This is a genomic window from Archangium sp. Cb G35, assembly GCF_001896145.1.
GTDB lineage: Bacteria > Myxococcota > Myxococcia > Myxococcales > Myxococcaceae > Archangium > Archangium violaceum.
The window spans coordinates 192,739-218,312 of record NZ_MPOI01000017.1; the positions used below are offsets into that span (position 1 = coordinate 192,739).

General features: G+C 71.3%; 1 protein-coding gene. It reads left to right on the top strand.

All coding sequences use genetic code 11. From position 1 onward, the window contains the following. Positions 1-25,557, top strand: coding sequence for a hybrid non-ribosomal peptide synthetase/type I polyketide synthase (locus tag BO221_RS43090; RefSeq protein WP_083682330.1), 25,557 nt, complete (start codon positions 1-3; stop codon positions 25,555-25,557). Positions 25,558-25,574: the final 17 nt, after the last annotated feature.

Below are 25,574 nucleotides of genomic sequence, written 5' to 3' on the forward strand. Positions count from 1 at the left end.
ATGCCCCAGCCACGTTCCCTCATCGACCTCCTCGAAGAGCGAAGTGCCACCCGTTCGGAGCAGCGCCTCTACACCTTCCTGGAGGAAGGGGACGCGGAAGGGGTTCCGCTCACGCGAGGGGAGCTGTACACGCGCGCTCGGCGGATTGGCGCCGTCCTCCAGGAACTGGCGCCCGCGGGCGAGCGCGCCGTGCTCCTCTATCCCCCCGGAGCCGAGTACCTCACCGGCTTCTTCGGGTGTCTCTTCTCCGGCCTGGTGGCGGTCCCGGCCTACCCGCCGGATCCCTCCCGCCTCGAGCGCACGCTGCCCCGGCTGAGGGCCATCATCCAGGACTCGCGCGCCACGGTGGTGCTCACCACCTCCTTCGTCCTCTCCATGGCGGAGCTCATCTTCGAGGCCGCCCCGGACCTCAGGGCCCTGCGTTGGGTGGCCACCGATGAGCTCGCCACAGGAGCCGAGACGGGCTGGAAGCGGCCGGACGTGACGAGCGACTCGCTCGCCTTCCTCCAGTACACCTCCGGCTCCACCGGCACCCCCAAGGGCGTGATGCTCAGTCACGCCAACCTGCTGCACAACCTGGAGCTGATCCGCGGCGCCTTCCAGACGCGCGAGGACAGTGCCGGCGTCATCTGGCTGCCGCCCTACCACGACATGGGGCTCATCGGCGGCATCCTCGTGCCGCTGTACCAGGGCTTCCACACCGCGCTGATGTCGCCGCTGTCCTTCCTCAAGCGCCCGCGCTCCTGGCTGGAGGCCCTCACCCGCTTCGGAGGCACCATCAGCGGCGGACCCAACTTCGCCTTCGAGCTGTGCGTCCGCCGCATCGCTCCCGAGGAGCGCGAGGGGCTCGACCTGAGCCGCTGGGAGGTGGCGTTCTGCGGCGCCGAGCCGATCCGCTCCGGCATGCTGGACCGGTTCACCCAGGCCTTCGCCCCCCACGGGTTCCGCCGCGAGGCGTTCTATCCCTGCTACGGACTGGCCGAGGCCACCCTCATCGTCTCGGGCGGCGCGAAGTCCGAGCCGCCCCTCCTGCGCGAGGTGGAGACCGTCGCGCTCGAGAGGGGTCATGCGGTGGCGCCCCGTCCGGGGAGCGAGGCCAGCGCGCTGGTGAGCTGCGGCGGAACGTTGGGGGAGCAACGTGTCGCCGTGGTGGATCCCTCGTCCCTCCAGCAGCTCCCTCCCGGCGAGGTCGGTGAAATCTGGGTGAGCGGCCCCAGTGTGGCTCACGGCTACTGGCAGCAGCCGGAGGAGTCGGCGGCCACCTTCCACGCGCGCACCGCCAGCGGAGAGGGACCGTTCCTCCGCACCGGGGACCTGGGGTTCCTCGACGGGGGCGAGCTGTACGTGACCGGACGGCGCAAGGACCTCATCATCCTGCGCGGCCGCAACCTCTACCCCCAGGATCTGGAGCTCACGGTGGAGCAGAGCCACCCCGCGCTGCGGCCCGGGTGTGGTGCCGCCTTCGGCGTCGAGGCCGACGGCGAGGAGCGGCTGGTGGTGGTGCAGGAAGTGGATCCGCGCAAGCTGGACGGCACCACGGAGGACCTCGTGGGCGCCATCCGGCAGCGGCTCGCGGAGGGGCACGAGGTGCGGCCCCACGCGCTGGTGCTCATCGAGCCGGGCAGCCTGCCGAAGACCTCCAGCGGCAAGGTGCAACGCCGGGCCTGCCGGAGTGCGTTCCTCGCGGGCGAACTCCGCGTAGTCCATGACTGGCGCGCCACGGAGGAGTCCACCCCTCGGGCTCCATCCGCGCCCTCCCCTGCTCCTCGCGCCGCCTCCAGTGAGATGGAGGCCCTGGTGCTGGCGCGGATCGCCGCTCGGCTGGGCGCGCCCTCGGAGTCGTTGGATCCGGATATGCCGCTCACCCGCCTCGGCCTGGACTCGCTCGCCGCGGTGGAGCTGGCGCACGGGCTGGAGAAGGCCCTGGGTGTGACGCTCCCCATGGAGACGCTGTTGAGCGGAGTGAGCGCCTCGGAGCTGGCCCGCGAGCTCTCCGCTCGAAAGGCGGCGGCTGGTGCGCGCCCGGCGATTCCGCGCACGCCTCGCACCGCGTTCCCCCCGCTCTCCTTCGCGCAGCAGCGGCTGTGGTTCCTCGACCGGCTGGAGCCGGGCAGTGCCTTCTACAACCTGCCCGTGGTCTCCCGGTTGACCGGAGCCCTGGATGTGCCAGCGCTGGAGCGGAGCCTCCAGGCCCTGGTCCGGCGGCACGAATCCCTCCGGACGGTGTTCGTCGAGAAGGACGGCGAGCCGTACCAGCACATCCTGGACGAGCTGTCCCTGCCGCTCGCCTTCGTGGACCTGAGCGGACTGCCGGAGGACGCTCGCGAACAGGAGGCCCAGCGGCTCTCGCGTGAGGAGGCCCAACGGCCCTTCGAGCTGTCGCGGGGACCCCTGCTCCGAGCCACCCTGCTGCGACTCGGTGCCGAGCGGCACCTGCTGCTGCTCACGCTGCACCACATCATCGCGGATGGTTGGTCCATGCGCGTCCTCGTGCGCGAGCTGGAGGAGCTCCACCGGGCCTTCTCCGCCGGGCACACGCCCACGCTCGATGCGCTCCCCATCCAGTTCGCGGATTACGCGGTCTGGCAGCGTGAGTGGCTGCGGGGCGAACGGCTCGAGGACCTCGCCGGCTGGTGGAAGACGCACCTCGCCGGGGCTCCTTCCGTCCTGGAGCTGCCTGGTGACCGTCCCCGGCCCCGGGCCCAGTCATACCGGGGCGCGCAGGTGGTCCGGCGGCTCGAACCGGCGGCATGGGAGCGCGTGAAGGCGCTCGCCCGCCGCGAGGGCACCACCCCCTTCGTCACCCTGCTGGCCGGCTTCCAACTGCTGCTGCACCGCTATACCGGCCAGGAGGACCTCGTCGTGGGCGTGGACACCGCCCACCGCGCCCGCCCCGAGACGGCTGGGCTCATCGGCCTGTTCGTCAACCAGCTCCCCGTGCGCGGCAACCTCTCCGGCGCCCCCACCTTCCGTGAGCTGCTCGCCCGGCTCCACCAGGAGACACTGGACGTCTGGGCCCACCAGGACCTGCCCTTCGACGAGCTGGTGCGTGGCCTCAACCCGGAGCGCAGCCTCGCGCATGCGCCCGTCTTCCAGGTGAAGCTGGTGCTCCAGGATGCCGCGCCCGCGTCCCTGGGGCTCTCGGGCCTGTCCCTGGAGAGCACCCTGGGCGATACCGGCGCCACCAAGCTCGACCTCACCCTCTCCGTCACCGATACCGCCCACGGGCTCGAGCTGCTCTGCGAGTACGCCACCGACCTCTTCGACGCGAGCACCGTCTCCCGCATGCTGGGACACCTGTGTCTCCTGCTCGAGGGCGCCGCCGCGGCCCCCGGACGCCGGGTCTCCGAGCTGCCCCTGCTCTCCCACGAGGAGCGGCACCTCGCGCTGGTGGAGTGGAGCCGCACCGCTCCCTCGGTCCCCGAGGATTGTGCGCACCGCCTCTTCGAGGAGCAGGCGCGGCTCACCCCCGATGCCACCGCCGTCTCCCTGGGAGAATCCGCCCTCACCTACCGGGAGCTGGACGCACGCGCCAACCAGCTCGCCTGGCACCTGCGCTCCCTCGGCGTCGGACCCGATGTGCTCGTGGGCATCCACCTGGAGCGCACGCCGGAGCTCGTGGTGGCGATGCTCGGCGTGCTCAAGGCCGGTGGCGCCTTCCTGCCGCTCGATACCAGCTACCCGTCCGCACGGCTGGAGCTGATGCTCCGCGAAGCCCGCGTGCCCGTGCTCATCAGCCGCGAGGCGCTCGCGGATTCCCTCGGCTCCCAGGGCGAGTTGCTGGTGCTCCTGGACACGGAACGCTCCACGCTCGCGCTCCAGCCGGAGACGGCGCTCTCGTCCGCGCCGGCCGTCACACCCTCGAATCTCGCCTACGTCATCTTCACCTCCGGCTCCACCGGCACGCCCAAGGGCACCCTGCTGGTGCACCGCGGCCTGAGCAACACCGCCCGCGCCACCCACGAGGCCCTCGGCCTGCATCCTGGCGGCCGCTTCCTGCAACTGGCGGCCATCGGCTTCGATGCCTCCGTCAGTGAGATCTTCTCCACGCTGCTCTGTGGCGCGGAGCTGGTGCTCGCCCCGCCCGAGTCGCTGCTGCCCGGCCCCCCGCTGCAGCAGGTGCTCGCGGAGAAGGCCATCACCACCATCACCGCCACGCCCACCTCGCTCGCTCCGCTGGAGCCGGAGGCCCTGCCCGCCCTGACCGTGGTGGCCTCCGTCGGCGAGGCGTGCACGCCGGAGCTGGCCAGGCGGTGGAAGAACGGCCGCCGCTTCCTCAACTTCTACGGCCCCACCGAAGCGACCGTCTGCGCGACCATGGAGCGGGACGTGGATCCCCGCCAGCCGTCCATCGGCCGCGCCATCCCGGGCGCCCAGACGTACGTGCTGGACGCGCGGATGGAACCCGTCCCCGTGGGCATCCCCGGCGAGCTGTACGTGGGCGGCACGGGCGTGGCCCGCGGCTACCTCAACCGCCCCGCGCTCACCGCCGAGCGCTTCGTACCCAACCCCTTCTCCGCTTCTCCGGGAGAGCGGCTGTACCGCACCGGGGACCTGGTGCGCCTGCTGCCGGATGGACGCCTGGAGTTCCTCGGGCGGCGCGATGCGCAGGTGAAGGTGCGTGGCGTGCGGGTGGAGCTCGGCGAGGTGGAAGCGGCGCTGGGCCTGTACCCCGGCGTGCGCCAGGTGGCCGTCGTCCCGCGCGAGAGCGCTGGTGAGTCGAGGCTGGTGGCATACGTCGTGGCCGGTGAGGAGATGGAGCCGGCCGCCCTGCGGCGCTTCCTCAAGGAGCGGCTCCCGGAGGTGATGGTGCCCTCCGCCTTCGTGCGGCTGGACGCGCTCCCCATCACCCCGGGCGGCAAGGTGGATCGCCAGGCGCTGCCCTCGCCCGAGTCGGTGGGCCCCGCACCGGATGCCCCCTTCGCCGAGCCTCGCTCCGAGCTGGAGCGGCGCATCGCCACCATCTGGGCCCGCGTGCTCGAGGTGCCTCGAGTGGGGCTGCACGACCACTTCTTCGAGGACCTGGGCGGCAGCTCGCTGCTGGTGGTGAAGGCGAGCACGCAGCTGCGCGACGAGCTGGGTCAGACCGTCCCGGTCACCCACCTCTTCGAGCACCCCACCGTGAGCAAGCTGGCCGCACGGCTGGAGCGGGAGCTCCCGGCCCGTGCCCCCGAACCCGTGCCGCGTCCCGCATCCTCTGGGGATGAAAGCTCCCACGACATCGCCCTCATCGGCATGGCCGGACGCTTCCCCGGTGCCAACGATGTCCACGCCTTCTGGGAGAACCTGCGCCAGGGCGTGGAGTCCATCTCGCGCTTCGCTCCAGAGGAGCTGGAGCCCTCGCCGCTGTTCCCCGACTCGCTGCGCGACCATCCGGACTTCGTCCCCTCGGGCGGAGTCCTCGAGGGCGCGGACGGATTCGATGCCCGCTTCTTCGAACTGTCGCCCCGCGAGGCGCAGTGGATGGATCCGCAACAGCGGCTCTTCCTCCAGTGCGCGTGGCATGCGCTGGAAGACGCCGGCTACGACCCGGAGCGCTTCCAGGGGCCCATCTCGCTCCACGCCGGAGCGGGGAGCTCGAGCGTGCACCTGCTCTCCCTGCTCGGCCAGACGCGCAAGGACCCGGCCTCGCTGTTCGAGGCGCTCGGCACCACCAGTGGCGAGAACGTGGCCACCAAGACGGCCTACAAGCTCGGGCTCTCGGGTGAGTGCCTCAACGTCTATACCGCCTGCTCCACCGGTCTGGTCGCCGTCCACCTCGCCTGCCAGAGCCTGCGCACCCGCCAGTCGGACCTGGCGCTCGCGGGCGCGGTGAAGGTCTCCCTGCCGCAGCGCACCGGCTACCGCTTCCAGGAGGGGATGATCCTCTCTCCCGACGGGCACTGCCGCGCGTTCGACGCGAGCGCCCGCGGCACCGTCCTCGGCAACGGCCTGGGCGTGGTGGTGCTCAAGCGGCTCTCGGACGCCCTGCGTGATGGGGACCACGTCTACGCCGTCATCAAGGGCTCGGCCCTCAACAACGACGCGTCCGCCAAGGTCAGCTACACCGCGCCCAGCGTCCAGGGACAGAGCGAGGTCATCGCCCGCGCCCTTGCCTCGGCGGGCGTGGACGCCTCCAGCATCGGCTACCTGGAAGCCCACGGCACCGGTACCTCGCTGGGTGACCCGATCGAGATCGCCGCGCTCACCCGCGCCTTCCGCGGCCAGACGGACCGCACCGGCTACTGCGCCATCGGCTCGGTGAAGACCAACATCGGGCACCTGGACACCGCCGCCGGCATCGCCGGCCTCATCAAGGCCGCCCTCGCGCTGCACCATGGCGAGCTGCCCCCGAGCCTCCACTTCGAGCGGCCCAACCCGGAGATCGACTTCGAGCACAGCCCCTTCTTCGTGAACACCGCCCCTCGCACGTGGGAGCGCGGAGAGAGCCCGAGAAGGGCCGGTGTCAGCTCGTTCGGCATCGGCGGCACCAACGCCCACGTGGTGCTGGAGGAGGCCCCCCGCCACGGCGGCGGTCAGGGCGGCCACCGCACCCGGCAACTCATCACGCTGTCGGCCCGGAGTGCCTCCGCGCTGGAGGCGATGACGCACTCGCTGGCCGGCTTCATCGCGACCCACCCGGAGGTAGACCTCGCGGACCTGGCCTTCACGCGCAACGTGGGGCGCAAGTCCTTCGAGTACCGCCGTGCGCTGGTCGCGGAGGATGCCGCGGGCCTGCTGCGTGCACTGCGCCACCCGGGCACTCCGTCCGAGGTACGTGACCTGGAAGCCGCTCGCTCGCGCCGGGTGGCCTTCCTGTTCCCCGGCCAGGGCGCGCAATCCGTCCGGATGGCCCAGGAGCTCTACGCGACCGAGCCGATCTTCCGGCGAGAGCTGGACGCGTGCCTAGCGCTGCTGCCCAAGGCGGGCCTGTCCGAGGACCTGCGCCCGGTGCTCTTCCCCGAGCCGGGCTGCGAGGCCCAGGCGGAAGCGCGTCTCGCCGAGCCCCGCTTCGCGCTGCCCGCGCTCCTGTCGGTGGAGTACGCGCTCGCAAAGCTGTGGATGGGCTTCGGCTTCAAGCCTTCCGCGCTGCTCGGCCACAGCTTCGGCGAGTACACGGCGGCGTGCTTGTCCGGCGTGCTCTCCCTGGAGGACGCGCTCCGGCTGGCCGTCGTTCGCGGCGAGCTCATGTCCCGGCTCCCGCCCGGCGGCATGCTCGGGGTGGGGCTCTCCGCCTCGGAGGTGGCGCCCCTGCTCTCTGGTGAGCTGGAGATCGCCGCCCTCAACGGCCCGGATCGCTGCACCGTGTCCGGCCCCGTCGAGGCGCTGGAGTCCCTGGAGCGCCAGCTGTCCGCGCGCCGCGTGGGCATGGTGCGGCTCGCCGCGGCGCACGCGTTCCACTCGCGCGCGGTGGAGCCCGTCATGGCCGAGCTGGAGCGGGCCGTGGCCGGTCTCACGTTGAACGCGCCCGCCATTCCCTTCGTGTCCAGCCTCACCGGCACGTGGATCCGCCCCGAGGAAGCCACCTCCCCGCGCTACTGGGCCCGGCAGATGCGCGAGCCCGTGCGCTTCGCCTCTGGGCTGGACGCGCTGGTGGACGCCGGCTGCGGCTGGTTCATCGAGGCCGGCCCGGATCAGGCGCTCACCGCGCTCGCCCGGCTGCGCCTGAAGACCGCACGTGAAGCACTGGTGGTGCCTTCGCTCCGCCGGAGCGGCACCTCCACGTCCGATGCCCAGACCCTGCTGGAGTCCCTCGGCACGCTCTGGCGCGCGGGCGCCGCCGTGGACTGGAAGGGTTTCCACGCCCACGAGCACCGCCGCCGCATCCCGCTGCCGGGCTACCCCTTCGAGGAGAAGCGGATCACCCTCGAGGAGCGGCCCGCCCTCCCCCTGCCGCTCCCGGCCGCGGCTCCCGTTGCCGCGCCCGCTGCCATCGCCACCGTGCCGCCGCCCGCGGTGCCCGTGACGCCCGAGGCGCGTGCGCCCCAGGGTGACATCCAGCAGCGCCTGACGGAGCTGTGGCGCGAGCGGCTGGGCGTGGAGGACATCGGTCCGGACGACAGCTTCCTCGACCTCGGCGGCAACTCACTGATGGCGGCGCAGCTCCTCACCCGGCTGCGCGAGACGTTCCGGGTGCAGATCCCCCTCAGCGACCTCTTCGAGGCGCCCACCATCGCCGGTCTGGCCGCGCGCATCGAGGCCCGGCTCCAGGTGGAGCTGCCGGCCGGCGAGGCCCCGGCGGCGGCGATGCTCCCCGTTCCCCGTACTGGGGAGATCCCCCTGTCCTACGTGCAGGATCGCGTCTGGGAGATGGAGCTGCGCGAGCCGGGAAGCTCCATCTTCAACGAGCCGCTCGCGATCCGGATCTCCGGCGCGCTGCAGCCCAGCTTGCTGGAGCGCGGCCTCAACGAGGTCATCCGCCGGCACGAGTCCCTGCGCACCGTCTTCACCCAGGTGGACGGCAGGGCCGTGCCTCGCATCTTCTCCGAGGTGCGCATCTCCCTCCCCGTGGTGGACCTGCGCGGCTTCACCGGGGACCGCGAGGCCGAGGCCATGCGGCTGGCCCGTCTCGCGCCCGCCGAGCCGTTCCCTCTCGATCGGGGACCACTGGTCCGCGTGCAACTGCTCCGGATGGCCGAGGCCGAGTACATCCTGCTCGTCACCATCCACCACATCGTGGCGGACACGCTGTCCCTGGTGAACTTCATCCGGGAAGCGGTGGCCTTCTACACCGGCTTCGTCCACGGGCGGCCCGTTCCCCTGCCCGAGCTGCCCATCCAGTACATCGACTTCACCGTCTGGCAGCGCCGCGCCCTCTCCGATGGCACGCTCACGGCGCAACAGGCGTACTGGCGCAAGCAGCTCGCGCGGCGGCCAGGTCCCCTGCCCCTCCCGCTGGATCGTCCCCGCGCCGAGGGTGCGCGCCGCCGTGGTGCGCGGCACTCGTTCGCCTTCCCCAAGGCGCTCGGCACCGCCCTCCAGGCCTTCAGCCAGCGCGAGGGCCTCACGCCGTACATGACGCTGCTCGCCGGCTTCAAGGCGCTCCTGGCCCGCTGCTCGGGTCAGGAGGACATCCTCGTGGGCACCTCCATCGGCAACCGGACCCGCCCCGAGCTGGAGCCGCAGATCGGCTACGTGGCCCACGCCCTGGCCCTGCGCACCTCCCTGGAGGGTGACCCGAGCTTCCGCTCGCTGGCGCTCCGCGTCCGCGACACCACGCTCACCGCCTTCGCCCACCCGGACGTGCCCTACGAGCAGCTCCTCGGAGAGCTCGAGCCCGGTGAGGAGGCCCGGCTGTCGCGTCTGTTCGACGCCATCTTCCTGCTGCACACGCAGGACGTGTCCGCGCCCATCCTGGAGTTCCCGGGCCTGCGGTTGAGCTACTTCGACGTCACCGGACTGCCCGCGCAGTACGGCACATCGCTCGCGGACCTCACGCTGCTGATGCGCGAGGACGCACAGGGCTTCTCCGGCACGCTGGAGTACGCCGTCGACCTGTTCGACGCCGCCACCGTCGTCCGGCTGCTCTCGCAGTTGGAGGCGTTGCTCACCGATGCGGTGGCCTCGCCGGACAAACCCCTGTCCCAGTTGTCCCTGGAGGCAGCCCCGGAGCGGACGGCAGGCCCGGTGGCCGGAGCCTCCGAGGCCGCGTCTCTCGCGACCCTGCTCTCCGCCCAGGCCGAGCGCACGCCGGATGCGGTGGCGCTCCGTCGCGGAGACCAGCACCTGACGTGGCGGGCCCTGCGTGCCCATGCGCTCGCGCTCGCGTCCGGACTGCGTGCCCGCGGTGTGGGCCCTGGCATCCCAGTGGCCGTGAGCCTGGAGCCCTCTCCCGAGCGCGCGGTGGCCCTGTGGGGCGTGCTGGCCTCCGGCGGCGCCTATGCGCTCGTCTCACGGGAACAGTCCGAGGAGGTGTCCAGGCTCGGGCTGGACGGATTCCCGCCCCTGCTCATCACCACCGCTTCGCTGCCGCTGCCTCCAGGAGTGGACGAGAGCCGGGTCATCCGCCTCTCGCTCTCCGGTGAGCCGCCGGCCGGGCCGCTGCCGCCAGCCGTGGACGCGGGCGGCCTGGCCTGCCTCGTGCGGGAGACGGAAGACGGTGGACGCCCGCGCCTGATGTGGAGCCACCGAAATCTGCTCCACCGCTTCGCCGCGCTGGATGCACGCGTGGACTCCCGCCCGGGCGAGACGTGGCTGAGCGCCTCGGACGCCTCCGCGGATCCGGCGGGCGTGGAGCTGCTCTGGGCGCTCGCACGCGGGCTCCAGGTGGTGTTCCCGGCCCAGCCGGCGGCACGGCTCGTGTCGCTCCGCCCGGAGCGGACCACGGCCCGGCCGCTGGACTTCAGCCTCTTCTACTTCGCCAACGACGCGGAGGCCTCGGGCCGGAAGAAGTACCAACTCCTCATCGACGGAGCGAAGTTCGCCGACACGCACGGCTTCAGCGCGGTGTGGACGCCCGAGCGGCACTTCCATGCCTTCGGCGGCCCCTACCCCAGCCCCACCGCCACCAGCGCGGCACTGGCCATGGTCACCGAGCGCGTCTCCCTGCGCGCCGGCAGCGTGGTGCTCCCGCTGCATGACCCCATTCGCGTGGCCGAGGAGTGGTCCGTCATCGACAACCTCTCGGATGGCCGCGCGGGTGTCTCCTTCGCCACGGGCTGGAACGCCAACGACTTCGTCTTCGCCCCCCAGAATTTCCACCAGCGCCCCGAGGCCATCCGGCGCGGCGTGGAAGAGGTGCGCACCCTGTGGCGCGGCGGCTCCGTGCGCCGCACCAACGGCACGGGGACCGAGGTGGAGATCTCCATCCGTCCCCGGCCGGTGCAGGAGGAGCTGCCCATCTGGATCACCGCCGCCTTCAACCCGGAGACCTTCCGGCTGGCGGGCGAGCTGGGCACGGGCCTGCTCACCAACGTGCTGGGGCTGGGACAGGATTTCGAGGAGCTGGCGAAGAAGATCGCCCTCTACCGCGAGGCGCGGCGCAAGGCGGGGCACGGCCGGGGCCATGTGGTGCTGATGCTCCACACCTTCGTGGCGGCGAGCCAGGAGGAAGTGAAGCGCCAGGCGCGCGAGCCGCTCACCCGCTACTTCCGCAGCTCGGTGGAGCTGTTCAACGGGCTGGTGGCGAACCAGGGCCTGGGCTTCGACGTGCGCGACCTCACGCCCCAGGACATGGAGGTGCTGCTGAAGCAGGGCGTCTCCCGGTACCTGGAGGCGGGCGGCATGTTCGGAACGCCCGAGACGCTCGCGGCCCGCGTGGAGCAACTGCGCCAGGCGGATGTCGACGAGGTGGCCTGCCTCATCGACTTCGGCCTGGGGCATGAAGCAGCCATGGAGGGCCTGCGGCACCTGGACGTGCTGCGCCGCCGGAGCCAGGAAGGGCAGGCCCCCGCGCCTTCTGCCCCGGTGCTCGTGGAGGCGGATGGCATCAGCGCGCTGGTGGACTCGCTGCGCGCCAGTCCTCCGGCACACCTGCGCTGCACCGCCGCACTCGCGCAATCGCTCGCGAGGATGCCGGATGCGGCCCAGGTCCTCGGTCCGGTGCGCACGCTTGTGCTCGATGAAGCCGACGGGCTCCCGGCGGACGTGGCCGAGACGCTGAAACGGGTGGCCTCCGCACGCGTGGTGGCCCCCGTGTCTCCGCTGCCCGATACGAAGGACGCGGCTCCCCGGACCTCCCGGTTCGTATTGGACGCCGCGGGACGCCGCGCCCCGGTGGGCGTGGTGGGCGAGCTGTTCCTCGGTGGTGACGCGGCGCCCCTGGGCTTCTGGAAGGCGCCCGAGCTGACGCGGACCCGGCTCCGTGCCTCGCCCGATGGTACGGAGGCCCGCCTGTATGGCACCGGCACTCCCGCCCGCTACCGCGCGGACGGCGAGGTGGAGGCCCTCACGCCCACGGCCCGGCGCCGCCAGGCCCCCGTGGAGCCCACCCCGAGCACCTCCGTCCCGGTGCGCCCCGAGGCACCCGCGGTCCGGGAAGGAGTCATTCCCCGCGCGCCCCGGACCGGCCTGTTGCCGCTCTCGTACGCACAGCAGCGGCTGTGGTTCCTGGACCAGTACCAGCCGGGAAGCGCGCTCTACAACATGCCGGCCGCGATGCGGCTGAAGGGCACGCTCGACGTGGCGGCGCTGGGGCGGGCCTTCGCCGATGTGATGAGCCGCCATGAGGCCCTGCACACGACCTTCCAGGCCCACGAGGGCGATCCGGTCCAGATCATCTCGCCCGGCATGCCCTGGACACTGGAAGTGGAGGGCCTGGGGCATCTGCCGGAGCTGGAGCGGGAAGCGGAGGGAATGCGCCTGGCGCTCGAGGAGTCCTCCCGGCCCTTCGACCTCTCCCGTGGACCCCTGCTGCGCGCGAGGCTGCTGCGGCTGACGGCGGAGGAGCACCTGCTGCTGGTGACGATGCACCACATCGTCTCGGACTCCTGGTCCGTCGGCGTGCTGATCCGCGAGGTCGTCACGCTCTACGCGGCGTTCGTCGCGGGAAAGCCCTCACCGCTGCCCGAGCTGCCCATCCAGTACGCGGACTACGCGGTGTGGCAGCGCGAGTGGATGCGGGGACAGGTCCTCACGCGGCAGGTGGAGTACTGGAGGAAGCAGCTCGAGGGAGTCCCTCCCGCGCTGGAGCTGTCCACGGACTGGCCGCGCACCGCGAACACGCGCAACCCCGGCGCCTCGCTGAGGGTGGAGCTGCCGCTGGAGCTGACGCAGGGCCTGAGGGCGCTGTGCCGGCGTGAGAAGGGCACGCTGTTCATGGGCCTGCTGGCGGGCCTGCAGGTGCTGCTGGCGCGCTACACGGGGCAGGACGACATCTGCGTGGGCGCGCCCATCGCCGGGCGCAACCAGCCCCAGACCGAGGCGCTCATCGGCTTCTTCGTCAACACGCTGGTGCTGCGGGGCCAGCTGCACGGCGACCCGACCTTCCTCGAGCTGTTGAGGCAGGCGAGGGAGGTGACGCTCGGGGCGTACGCGAACCAGGACGTGCCCTTCGAGAAGCTCGTCGAGGTGTTGCAGCCCCCGCGGCTGCCGGAGCACACGCCCTTCTTCCAGGTGGCGCTGGTGCTGCTCAACACGCCCTCGTCGGAACTGAGGGGGCCCGGGCTCACCTTCCAGCCGGTGGAGGTGGACTCGGGCACCGCCAAGTTCGACTTCACGCTGGTCATCACCGAGACGCCGCGTGGCCTGAGCACCACGTTGGAGTACCGGAGCGACCTGTTCGAGGCCTCCACGGCCGCGCGGATGATGGAGCACCTGCGCCAACTGCTGGAGGACGCGGTCGCCCATCCCGAGCGGCGCATCTCCCAGCTGTCGCTCATGTCCGAGGCGGAGCGTCGCCAGGTGATGGTGGAGTGGAACACCACCACGCCGGAACCCGTCCGCCCCTTCTGCATGCACGAGCTGTTCGAGGCCCAGGTCCCGCGCACGCCGGACGCGGTGGCCGTCGTGTTCGAGGACAGCCAGCTCACCTACGCCCAGTTGGAGCAGCGCGCCAACCAGCTCGCCCATGTCCTGCGCGAGCGGGGCGTCCGCCCGGGTGTCTGGGTGGCCATCTGCCTGGAGCGCTCGCTCGAGATGATCGTGGCGGTGCTCGCCGTCCTCAAGGCCGGCGCCTCCTACGTGCCGCTCGATCCCGCCTACCCCGCGGAGCGGCTGTCCTTCATGCTCGAGGACACCGGCGCGACCGTGCTCCTCACCCAGGAGCACCTGCGCGCCACCCTGCCCCCCTTCTCGGGCCACGTGCTGGAGCTCGAGCCCTCCTGGCGGGCCTTCTCCCAGGTGTCTTCCGAGCCCCTGGCCTCCGGCGTCACCCCGGGGCACCCCGCGTACATCATCTACACCTCGGGGAGCACGGGCACACCCAAGGGCATCGTCATGCCCCACCGGGCGTTGAGCAACATGCTGGCGTGGCAGATACGCCAGTCCAACCTCCCGGGAGCCACCACCCTCCAGTTCTCCTCCCTCAGCTTCGACGTCTCCATCCAGGAGTTCTTCACCACCTGGGACACCGGCGGCACCCTCATCGTCCCCACCGCCGCCGTTCGCCGGGACATGCCCGCGCTGCTCGCGTTGCTGGTGCGCCATCGCGTGCAGCGGCTCTTCGTGCCCTTCGTCGTCCTGCAAGCCCTCGCCGACGCCGTGGCCCACGGAGGGCCCCTGCCCACCAGCCTGCGCGAGCTGGTGACCGCCGGTGAGCAACTCCAGGTAACGCCCGCCCTCGTCTCCCTCTTCGAGCGGCTGCCCGCGTGCGTGCTGGAGAACCAGTACGGCCCCTCGGAAGCCCACGTGGTGACGGCCCACCGGCTGCGCGGCCCTCCCGCCTCCTGGCCGCGTCTCCCTCCCGTCGGCTCGCCCCTGCCCAACACGCCGCTCTACGTGCTGGATGAGCACGGCCAGCTCTGCCCCATTGGCGTGCGCGGGGACGTGTTCGTGGGCGGCCCGCAGCTGGCGCTCGGCTACCACGACCGCCCCCATCTCACCGCCGACAGGTTCGTCCCCAACCCCTTCTCCAGCGAGCCCGGAGCCCGCCTCTACCGCACCGGCGATCACGTCCGCTGGAGGGCCGACGGCACCCTGGAGTACCTGGGCCGTCTGGACGGACAGGTGAAGGTGCGTGGCTTCCGCATCGAAATGGGCGAGGTGGATGCCGCCCTGCGCGAAGCCCCGGGTGTCCGCGACGCCACGGCCCTGGTGCGCGAGGACTCGCCGGGTGACAAGCGGCTGGTGGGCTACGTGGTGCTCCACCCCGGCATCGACTGGGAGCCCGAAGCGCTGCGCCAGTCCCTGGCCAGCCGGCTGCCCGAGTACATGGTGCCCTCGGCCCTGGTGCGCCTGGACGCCCTGCCACTCAACCCCAGTGGCAAACTGAACCGCGGCCAGTTGCCCGCTCCCGACGCGGACAGTCTGCGCGGTGCGGCGCCCTTCGTCGCGCCTCGCAACCCGGTGGAGCAGACGCTCGCGGACACCTTCTCCAGTGTCCTGGGCCTGCCGCGCCTGAGCGTCACCGACAACTTCTTCAGCATGGGTGGCCACTCGCTGCTGGCCACGCAGATCGTCTCCCGTCTGCGCTCCTCCCTGGGCGTGGACCTGCCCCTGCGCGCCCTCTTCGAGGCCCCCTCCGTGGAGGCGCTCGCCCGTCGCATCGAGGCCCAGACACAGACCGGCGAGAACAAGGCTCGCACGGCGGTGGTCGTGCCACGCACGGGGCTGACCGAGGGAGAGCTGTCCTTCGCGCAGCAGCGGCTGTGGTTCCTGGACCAGTACCAGCCGGGCACCGCGCTCTACAACATGCCGGCCGGCCTGCGGCTGGAGGGGACGCTCGATGTGAGCGCCCTGGAGCGTGCCTTCACCCAGCTGGTCCACCGCCACGAAGTCCTCCGCACCACCTTCCAGGTTCGCGAGGGCAAGCCGGTCCAGGTCATCGCTCCCGCCTCGCACCGGACGCTGGAAGTGACCGATCTGGGGCACCTGCCTCGGCCAGAGCGGGAAGCCGAGGCCATGCGACTGGCGCAAGAGGAGGCACGCCAGCCGTTCGACCTCGCCCGGGGTCCCCTGCTGCGCACGAAGCTGCTGCGCCTGGCGGAGCAGGATCACCTGTTGATCCTCGTCCTGCACCACACCGTCTCGGACGGCTGGTCCATCGCCGTGCTGATCCGCGACATGGTGGCGCTGTACGACGCTTGCGTCACTGGAAGGCCCTCGCCACTGCCCGAGCTGTCCATCCAGTACGTGGACTACTCCATGTGGCAGCGCGAGTGGCTCCAGGGTGAAGTGCTGGAGCAGCAGATTGGCTACTGGAGGAAGCAGCTCGAAGGGGCTCCGCCCTCGCTGGAGCTGCCCACCGACAGACCTCGCACCGCGGACGAGCGAAACCCGGGCGCCACGCTGAACGTGGAGCTGCCACCGGAGCTGATCCAGAAGCTCGGCGCGCTGTGCCAGCACGAGGGAGCCACGCTGTTCATGGGCCTGCTCGCGGGTTTGCAGGCGGTGCTCGCGCGCTACTCGGGACAGGACGACATCTGCGTGGGCGCACCCATCGCCGGACGCACCCAGACCCAGACAGAGGAGCTCGTCGGCTTCTTCGTCAACACGCTGGTGATGCGCACCCGGATGGACGGGAACCCCACCTTCCGCGAGCTGCTCGGCCGGGTGAAGGACGTGACGCTCGGGGCGTACGCGAACCAGGACGTGCCCTTCGAGAAGCTCGTCGAGGTGTTGCAGCCTCCGCGGATGCCGGAGCACACGCCCTTCTTCCAGGTGGCGCTGGTGCTGCTCAACACGCCCTCGGCGGAGCTGAGCGTGCCCGGGCTCGACCTCCGGCTGGTGGATCTGGACACGCGCACCGCCAAGTTCGACTTCACGCTGACGCTGCGCCAGTCGGCCCAGGGGGTAGAGGGAGCACTGGAGTACCGGAGCGATCTGTTCGATGCCTCCACGGCCGCGCGAATGATGGAGCACCTGCGCCTGCTGCTGGAGGACGCCGTGGCCCACCCCGAGCGGCGTCTCTCCCAGCTGTCGCTCATGTCCGAGGCGGAGCAGCGCCAGGTGCTGGTGGAGTGGAACACCCCCACGGAGGCCCCCTCTCGCCCCGCCTGCGTGCACGAGCTGTTCGAGGCCCAGGCCTCGCGCACCCCGGACGCCGTGGCGGTGATGTTCGAGGGCAGCCAGCTCACCTACGCGCAGTTGGAGCGCCGGGCCAATCAGCTCGCTCATGCCCTATACGCGCGGGGCGTGCGCCCGGGTGACAGGGTGGCCCTGTGCCTGGAGCGCTCGCTGGAGATGGCCGTGGCCGTGCTGGCCGTCCTCAAGGCCGGCGCCGCCTATGTGCCGCTCGACCCCGCCTACCCCTCCGAGCGTCTGGCCTTCATGCTCGAGGACGCGGGTGTTCCCCTGGTGCTCACGCAGTCCTCCCTGGCCTCCTCGCTCTCCACGGGCACGCGGGCCCGATGGATGTGCGTGGACACGGAAGCCGAGGCGCTCTCCCGTCAACCGGCGCATGCTCCGGCCCACGCGCTGTCACCCGAGTCCTCCTGCTACGTCATCTACACCTCGGGGAGCACGGGCAAGCCCAAGGGCGTGGCCCTGCCTCACCGCGCGTTGAGCAACCTGCTGGAGTGGCAGCTGCGCCAGTCCGTCAACCCGGCGGCCACCACCCTCCAGTTCGCCTCCCTCAGCTTCGACGTCTCCTTCCAGGAGCTCTTCTCCACCTGGTGCGGCGGTGGCACCCTCGTCATCCCCACCGCCCCGGTTCGCCAGGACATGCCCGCGCTGCTCGCGTTGCTGGTGCGCCATGGCGTGCAGCGGCTCTTCCTGCCCTTCGTCGCCCTCCAGGCCCTCGCCGACGCGGTGGCCCATGGGGCGCCCCTGCCCACCAGCCTGCGTGAGGTGGTGACGGCCGGTGAGCAACTCCAGGTGACACCCGCCCTCGTGGCCCTCTTCGAGCGGCTGCCCGGGTGCGTCCTGGAGAACCAGTACGGCCCCTCGGAAACCCACGTGGTGAGCGCCCACCGGCTACAAGGGCCGCCCGCCTCGTGGCCTCGCCTGCCTCCCATCGGCTCGCCCCTGCCCCACACGCCGCTCTACGTGCTGGATGCGCAGGGCTACCCCTGCCCCGTGGGCGTGCGCGGAGAGCTGTTCATCGGCGGCGTGCAACTGGCGCTCGGCTACCACGAGCGTGCCCAACTCACGGCCGACAAGTTCATCCCCAACCCGTTCTCCCGTGAGCCCGGAGCCCGCCTCTACCGCACCGGCGACCATGCCCGCTGGAGGGCCGACGGCACCGTGGAATACCTGGGCCGCTCGGACGGCCAGGTGAAGGTGCGTGGCTTCCGCATCGAGCAGGGTGAAGTGGAAGCAGCCCTGCGCGAAGCTCCGGGCGTCCGTGACGCGGCGGCCCTGGTGCGCGAGGACTCGCCGGGTGACAAGCGGCTGGTGGGTTACGTGGTGCTCCACCCGGGCACAGCCTGGGAGCCCGAGGCGCTGCGTCAGTCCCTGGCCCGCCGGTTGCCCGAGTACATGGTGCCCTCGGCCCTGGTTCGCCTGGAGGCCCTGCCTCTCACGCCCAGCGGCAAGCTGGCCCGTCGCATGCTGCCCGCCCCCGACGCGGACAGCCTGCGCGGTGCAGCGCCCTTCGTCGCGCCTCGCACCGCGGTGGAGCAGACGCTCGCGGACACCTTCTCCAGCGTCCTGGGCCTGCCTCGGCTGAGCGTCACCGACAACTTCTTCAACCTGGGCGGCCACTCGCTGCTGGCCACGCAGATCGTCTCCCGTCTGCGCTCCTCCCTGGGCGTGGACCTGCCCCTGCGAGCGCTGTTCGAGTCTCCCACCGTGGAAGCTCTCGCCCGTCGCGTCGAGGCCCAGGCCCAGGCCAATACCCGCCGGGTGTCCGCCCCGATGATCGTCCCGCGCTCGGTCGAGGCGGAGCTGTCCTTCGCACAGCAGCGGCTGTGGTTCCTGGACCAGTACCAGCCGGGAAGCGCCGTCTACAACATGCCGGCCGCCCTGCGGCTGGAGGGCGAGCTCAACGCCGCCGCGCTGGAGCGCGCCTTCACCGAGCTGGTCCGCCGTCACCAGTCGCTCCGCACCAGCTTCCGGGTCCGCGAGGACAGGCCCTTCCAGGTCATCGCGCCCGCCTCGCACTGGGCACTGGAGGTGAAGGACTTGGGGCACCAGCCGCCCGCGGAGCGAGAGGCGGAGGCCCTGCGTCTGGCCCAGGAGGACGCGCGCCAGCCGTTCGACCTCGCCCGAGGGCCGCTGCTGCGCACGAAGCTGCTGCGGCTCACCGCCCGGGAGCACCTGCTGCTGGTGACGATGCACCACATCGTCTCGGATGGCTGGTCCCTCGCCGTGCTGATCCGCGAGGTCGTTACCCTCTACGCGGCGTTCTCCGCTGGGAAGCCCTCACCGCTGCCCGAGCTGCCCATCCAGTACATGGATTACGCGGCGTGGCAGCGCGACTGGCTCCAGGGTGAGGTGCTGGAGCAACAGCTCGGCTATTGGAAGCAGCAGCTCGAGGGGGCTCCGCCCACGCTGGAGCTGCCCACGGACCGGCCGCGCACCGCGGACGCGCGCAACCCCGGCGCCTCGCTGAAGGTGGAGCTGCCCCCGGGCTTGATGCACGGCCTGAAGGCGCTGTGCCAACGCGAGGGAGCCACGCTGTTCATGGGTCTGCTGGCGGGCCTGCAGGTGGTGCTGGCGCGCTACTCGGGACAAGACGACATCTGCGTGGGCGCGCCCATCGCCGGACGCACCCAGGCCCAGACGGAGGAGCTCATCGGCTTCTTCGTCAACACGTTGGTGCTGCGTACCCGGCTGGAAGGGAACCCCTCCTTCCGCGAGCTGCTCGGCCGGGTGAAGGACGTGACGCTCGGGGCGTACGCGCACCAGGACGTGCCCTTCGAGAAGCTCGTCGAGGTGTTGCAGCCTCCGCGGCAGCAGCTCGGACGCACGCCGTTCTTCCAGGTGGCACTGGGTCTGCTCAACACGCCCACGGCGGAGCTGAGCATGCCCGGCATGGGTATCAAGCCCCTGCCGCTGGACAGCGGCACCGCCCGGTTCGAGCTCTCCCTTTCCTTCACCGAATCGCCCCAGGGGCTGAACGGCGAGCTCGAGTACCGGAGCGATCTGTTCGAGGCCGCCACGGCCGAGCGGATGATGGAGCACCTGCGCCTGCTGCTGGAGGACGCGGTCGCCCATCCCGAGCGGCGCATCTCCCAGCTGTCGCTCATGTCCGAGGCGGAGCGGCGCCGGGTGCTGGTGGAGTGGAACGCCACCGCTGCGGACTACCCACGCGAAGCCCGCGTGCACGAGCTGTTCGAGGCTCAGGCCGCGCGCACGCCGGACGCGATGGCGGTGGTGTTCGAGGACCAGCGGCTCACCTACGCGGAACTGGAGCGCCGGGCGCGCCAGCTCTCGCACCACCTGCGAGCCCTCGGCGTGAAGCCGGGTGACCGGGTGGCGGTGTGCATGGAGCGCTCACTGGAGTTGATGGTGGGCCTGCTGGGCATCCTCGAAGCGGGAGCGGCCTACGTCCCGCTGGACCCCTCCGCGCCGCGCGAGCGCCTGGCCTTCATGTTGGAAGACACCGCCGCGCCCGTGCTCCTCACCCGGGAGCACCTGCGAGCCACGGTGCCGTCCTTCCCGGGCCACCTCGTGGCCGTCGATGCGGGCTGGGAGACCATCTCCCAGGCGACTCCCCTGCCGCCCGTCGGCGTCACCGCCGAGCACCCGGCCTACGTCCTCTACACCTCCGGAAGCACGGGCCAGCCCAAGGGAGCGCTCATCTCCCATGGGGCCCTGGCGAACCACATGGCGTGGCTGCTCTCCACCTTCGGCCTGGGCGCCGGGGAGCGGGTCCTCCAGAAGACGCCGCTGAGCTTCGACGCCTCCGTCTGGGAGTGCTGGGCGCCGCTGCTGGTGGGCGCGCCGCTGGTGCTCGCCCCGCCCGAGGCCCACCGCGACCCGGCGGCCCTGGTGGAGTGCGTGGTGCGCCAGCGCATCCACGTCCTCCAGGTGGTGCCCTCGCTGCTGCGCTTCATGCTGGACGAGCCCGCGCTGGCCCAGGCCACGGAGCTGCGCTGGCTCTTCTGCGGTGGTGAAGCGCTGCCCTCGGAACTGGCCGTGCGCCTGCGCGCGGTGCTGCCCGAGGTCCGTCTGGTCAACCTCTACGGACCCACCGAGACCACCATCGACGCCACGTGGGCGGCCATCTCGGGCCAGGAGCCCGGCGGCACGCTGCCCATCGGCAAGCCGGTGGCGAACACCCAGGTGTACGTGCTGGACGCCGCGCTGAGGCCGGTGCCCGTCGGCGTGCCTGGAGAGCTGTACATCGGTGGCGTGCAACTGGCGCTCGGCTATCTGGGCCGGCCCGCGCTCACCGCCGAGCGCTTCGTGCCGAACCCCTTCGGTACCGAGCCTGGTGCGCGCCTGTACCGCACCGGAGACAAGGTCCGCTGGTCGCGGGACGGCCAGCTCCAGTTCCTCGGGCGCATCGACTTCCAGGTGAAGGTGCGCGGCCTGCGCATCGAGCCCGGAGAGGTGGAGGGCGTGCTCGTCCGGCACCCAGCGGTGCGCGAGGCGGTGGTGGTGGCACGCGAGGACCTCGCGGGTGGCACGGGACTGGTGGCCTACGTCACCGCGCGCCCGGGCGAAACCGTGGAGACGGCGGCACTGCGCACCTTCCTCCGCGACAGCCTGCCCGAGTACATGGTGCCCGCGGCGTTCGTCGTGCTGGACGCCCTGCCCCTCACGCGCAACGGCAAGCTGGACCGCAGGGCACTGCCCGCGCCCGAGGCGCCTCGCGCGGACGAGTCCCACATCGCCCCGCGCACGGAGACCGAGAGCAAGCTCGCGGGACTCTGGAGTGAGCTGCTCGGCCTGGAGCAGGTGGGCGTGAGGGACGACTTCTTCGTGTTGGGAGGCCACTCGCTGCTGGCCACGCGGCTGCTGTCCCGCATCCGTGGCGCCTTCCAGGTGGAGCTGCCCCTGCAGGCGCTCTTCGAGGCGCGGACGCTGGAGGACCAGGCCGGGCGCGTGGACGCGGCCATGGGTGTGGGCCAGAAACTCCAGGCCCCGGCCCTGCGCCCCGTGACACGCCGCGAGCACATGCCGCTGTCGTTCGCGCAGCAACGGCTGTGGTTCCTGGAGCAGCTCGAGCCCGGGCTCGCCACCTTCAACATCCCCATCTTCCTGCGGTTCGAGGGCAACCTGGACATGCGGGCGATGGAGCATGCCTTCCAGGAGTTGGTGCGCCGGCACGAGTCGCTGCGGACCGTCATCGAGGAGGGGCCGGAGGGCGCCGCGCAGAGGGTCATTCCCTCGGTGGAGATGACCCTGGCCCGGGTGGACCTGCGGGAGTTGCCGCCCGGCACACGCGAGCAGGAGACACGGCGGCTGAAGGAGATGGAGGCACAGCGGCCCTTCGACCTGAGCAAGGGGCCCCTGATGCGCGCCACGCTGCTGTGGCTCGAGGACGAGGTGCACCTGCTGCTGTTGACGATGCACCACATCGTCTCGGACGGCTGGTCGCTGGGCGTGTTGGTGCGCGAGGTGGTGGAGCAGTACACGGCGCACCAGGAGAAACGGCCCGCACGGCTGCCGGCCCTGCCGGTGCAGTACGCGGACTACGCGGCGTGGCAACGGCAGTGGCTCCAGGGCGAGGCGCTGGAAGCGCAGCTGAGCTACTGGCGGAAGCAGCTGGAGGGAGCGCCGGCGGTGCTGGAACTCCCGGCGGACCGGCCGAGGCCCGCGGTGCGCACGTACCGGGGCGGCACGCTGCTGTCGACGCTGAGCGCGGAGCTGAGCCGGAAGCTGGAGGCGCTGGCACTGCGCGAGCGGTCCACGCTCTTCATGGTGTTGATGGCGGGGTTCCAGTCGCTGCTGCACCGCTACAGCGGGCAGACGGACGTGGTGGTGGGCACGGACGTGGCCAACCGCAACCACGTGGAGACGGAGCCGCTCATCGGCTTCTTCATCAACCAGCTGGTGCTGCGGCTGAGGATGGAGGGCAACCCCACGTTCCGCGAGCTGCTGGCGCAGGCCAGGCAGGTGTCGATGGAGGCGAACTCGCACCAGGACGTGCCCTTCGAGGAGGTGGTGCGCGCGCTCAATCCGGAGCGCAGCACGGCGCACGCGCCGCTCTTCCAGGTGAAGCTGGTGCTGCAGAACATGCCGTTGTCGGCGCCGGAGCTGCCGGGGCTGAAGCTGAGCCACGAGGATCAGGTGCCGGTCGCGTCCAAGCTGGACATGACGGTGCTGGTGAATCCGACGGCGGAGGGGCTGGTGTGCTCGTGGATGTACAGCACGGACCTCTTCGAGGTCTCCACGGTGGAGCGCATGGCGAGGCACTTCCAGCGGTTGCTGGAAGGCGTGGTGGCGCACGAGGGCCGGCAGCGGCTGTCCGATCTCCCACTGCTGACGGAGGAGGAGCGGCGGAAGGTGCTGGTGGAGTGGAACGACACCGCGGCGCCGTACGAGCGGCGGTGCATCCACGAGCTCATCTCCGAGCAGGCGGCGAGAACACCGGATGCGGTGGCGGTGGTGGCCGCGGACGGGCAGCTCACCTACGCGGAGCTGGAGCGGCGGGCGAACCAGGTGGCGCACTGGCTGAAGGCGTTGGGAGTGGAGCCGGAGCGGCGGGTGGGCCTGTTCGTGGAGAGGAAGGCGCACGCGCTGGTGGGCCTGCTGGGCATCCTCAAGGCGGGCGGGGCATACGTCCCGGTGGATCCGTCCACGGCGCGCTTCCCGGAGCGGGTGCTGCACGTGCTCAAGGACGCGAAGGTGCAGGTCATCGTCACCGAGGAGGCGCTGGCGGAGGAGTTGCCCTCGCAGGGTGGGTTCGTGGTGAGCCTGGACGCGGAGGACGGGCTGCTGGAGTCACAGCCGGAGGAGGCGCCGGAGAGCGAGGTATCGCCAGGCAACGCGGCGTACATCATCTACACGTCGGGGAGCACGGGGAGGCCGAAGGGCGTGTGCATCGAGCACGGGCAACTGGCCTGCTACGTGGCGGGAGTCAGCCGGAGGCTGGAGCTGCCGCGAGGGATGAGCTTCGCGTCGGTGTCGACGCTGGCGGCGGACCTGGGGCACACGGCGCTCTTCCCCACGCTGTGCGCGGGAGGAACGGTGCACCTGGTGGAGAAGGAGGCGGCCTCGGACGCGGGGCTGATGGCGGCCTACGGGCGCGAACACGGGGTGGAGGGATTGAAGGTGGTCCCGACGCACCTGGAGGCGCTGCTGGCGGCGGAGGACGCCCAGGCACTGCTGCCGCGCCGGAGACTGGTGCTGGGCGGTGACAAGTCGGAGTGGGCGCTGGTGGAGAAGGTGCACGCGCTCGCGCCGGAGTGCGAGGTGTACAACCACTACGGCCCGACGGAGACGACGGTGGGAGTGCTCGCCCAGAAGGTGGAGCGAGGGGTTCGAGTGCCTGGGGCGCAGTCGGTGCCACTGGGCCGTCCGCTGGGCAACGTGCGGGTGTACGTGCTGGACGGGTACGAGCAGCCGGTGGCGCCGGGAGTCCCGGGCGAGCTGTACATCGGCGGCGAGAGCGTGGGCCGGGGCTACCTGGGCCGGCCGGAGCTGACGGCGGAGCGCTTCGTCCCGGACCGATTCAGTGGGGTGCCCGGGGCGAGGCTGTACCGGACGGGAGATCGGGTGCGGTGGGTGGAAGAAGGCCGCATCGAGTTCCTGGGCCGTGTGGACCACCAGCTGAAGATCCGTGGCTACCGGGTGGAGCTGGGCGAAGTGGAAGCGGCGCTGGGGCAGCATCCCAGCGTGAGCGAGTGCGTGGTGGTGGCGCGCGAGGAGGCCGGGGGAAACAAGCACCTGGTGGCGTACGCGGTGGGCAGGCCGGGGAGCACGCTGGAAGAGCGGGGCCTGCTCGCGTACCTGGAGGAGCGGCTGCCGGACTACATGGTGCCCGCGGCCTTCGTGGTGCTGGAGGCGCTGCCGCTGACGTCCAACGGAAAGGTGGACCGGAAGGCGCTGCCGGCGCCGTCGCGGAGCAAGGCGCAGGAGAAGTACGTGGCGCCGCGCACCGGGACGGAGCAGCGGCTGGCGGAGCTCTGGAAGGGGCTGCTCGGAGTCCCGCGCGTGGGCGTGCACGACGACTTCTTCGAGCTGGGCGGCCACTCGTTGTTGGCGACACAGGTGGTGGCGCGGGTGGGAACGCTGTTCGGAGCGCAGCTCGCGGTCATCGACCTGTTCGAGGCGCCGACGTTGGAGAAGCTGGCGGCGCGCATCGAGGCGGGGAGCACCTCGGACTCGCCGCTGGTGACGCTGAGGAAGGGCGGAAGCGGGAGACCGTTCTTCTGCGTGCACCCGGTGGGAGGCAGCGTGCTGGGGTACCTGGAGCTGGCGAGGAGGCTGGACGCAGAGCAGCCCTTCTACGGCTTGCAGGTGCCCAGGAACGGGTCGGGAGAGACGGTAGAGGAGATGGCGGCGCGCTACCTGGAAGCGGTGCGCGAGGTGCAGCCCGAGGGCCCGTACCTGTTGGGAGGCTGGTCCATGGGCGGGCGCGTGGCGTACGAGATGGCGAGACAGTTGGAAGCGCGAGGCGAGAAGGTGGCGCTGCTGGCCGTCATCGACGCGAGGGGCCAGGAAGAAACACCCAAGGCGGAGACAACCCCGGAGACGGTGGTGGAGCAGACGGTGTTCGAGTTCGCCGAGCACCTGTCGAGGTTGTCGGGGCTGCACCCGAGGGCGGCGGAAGTGCTCGAGCAGGTGGACGCGGTGGAGCTGAAGTGGGTGCTGGAGGGTCGAGCCCATCCGCCGTTGGAGGAAGCGGCGGCCGAGGAGGTGCGGGCACTGTGGAGGATGTACGCGCGCAACCGGAGCGCCTCGCGCACGTATGAGCCGAAGCCATACGGGGGCTCACTGGTGTTGCTGAGGGCGGCCGAGGGGCCCGAGGGCCAGGAGGATGATCTGGGCTGGGGTGTGCTGGTACGGGGAGGAGTGGAGGTGCACGAGGTACCGGGCGATCACTTCAGCCTCATCGCCATGCCGCACGTGGAGCAACTGGCCGCACGGCTGAGGGAGTTGCTGAAGCGGGCCGGGACAGGGGCAGGTCTCCAGCAAGCGAGCTGATCCCCTCGAGGGAAATC

Bases quoted from the DNA above. Each gene is read 5' to 3' on its own strand.
- BO221_RS43090 (WP_083682330.1), top strand. From the start codon at position 1: ATGCCCCAGCCACGTTCCCTCATCGACCTCCTCGAAGAGCGAAGTGCC.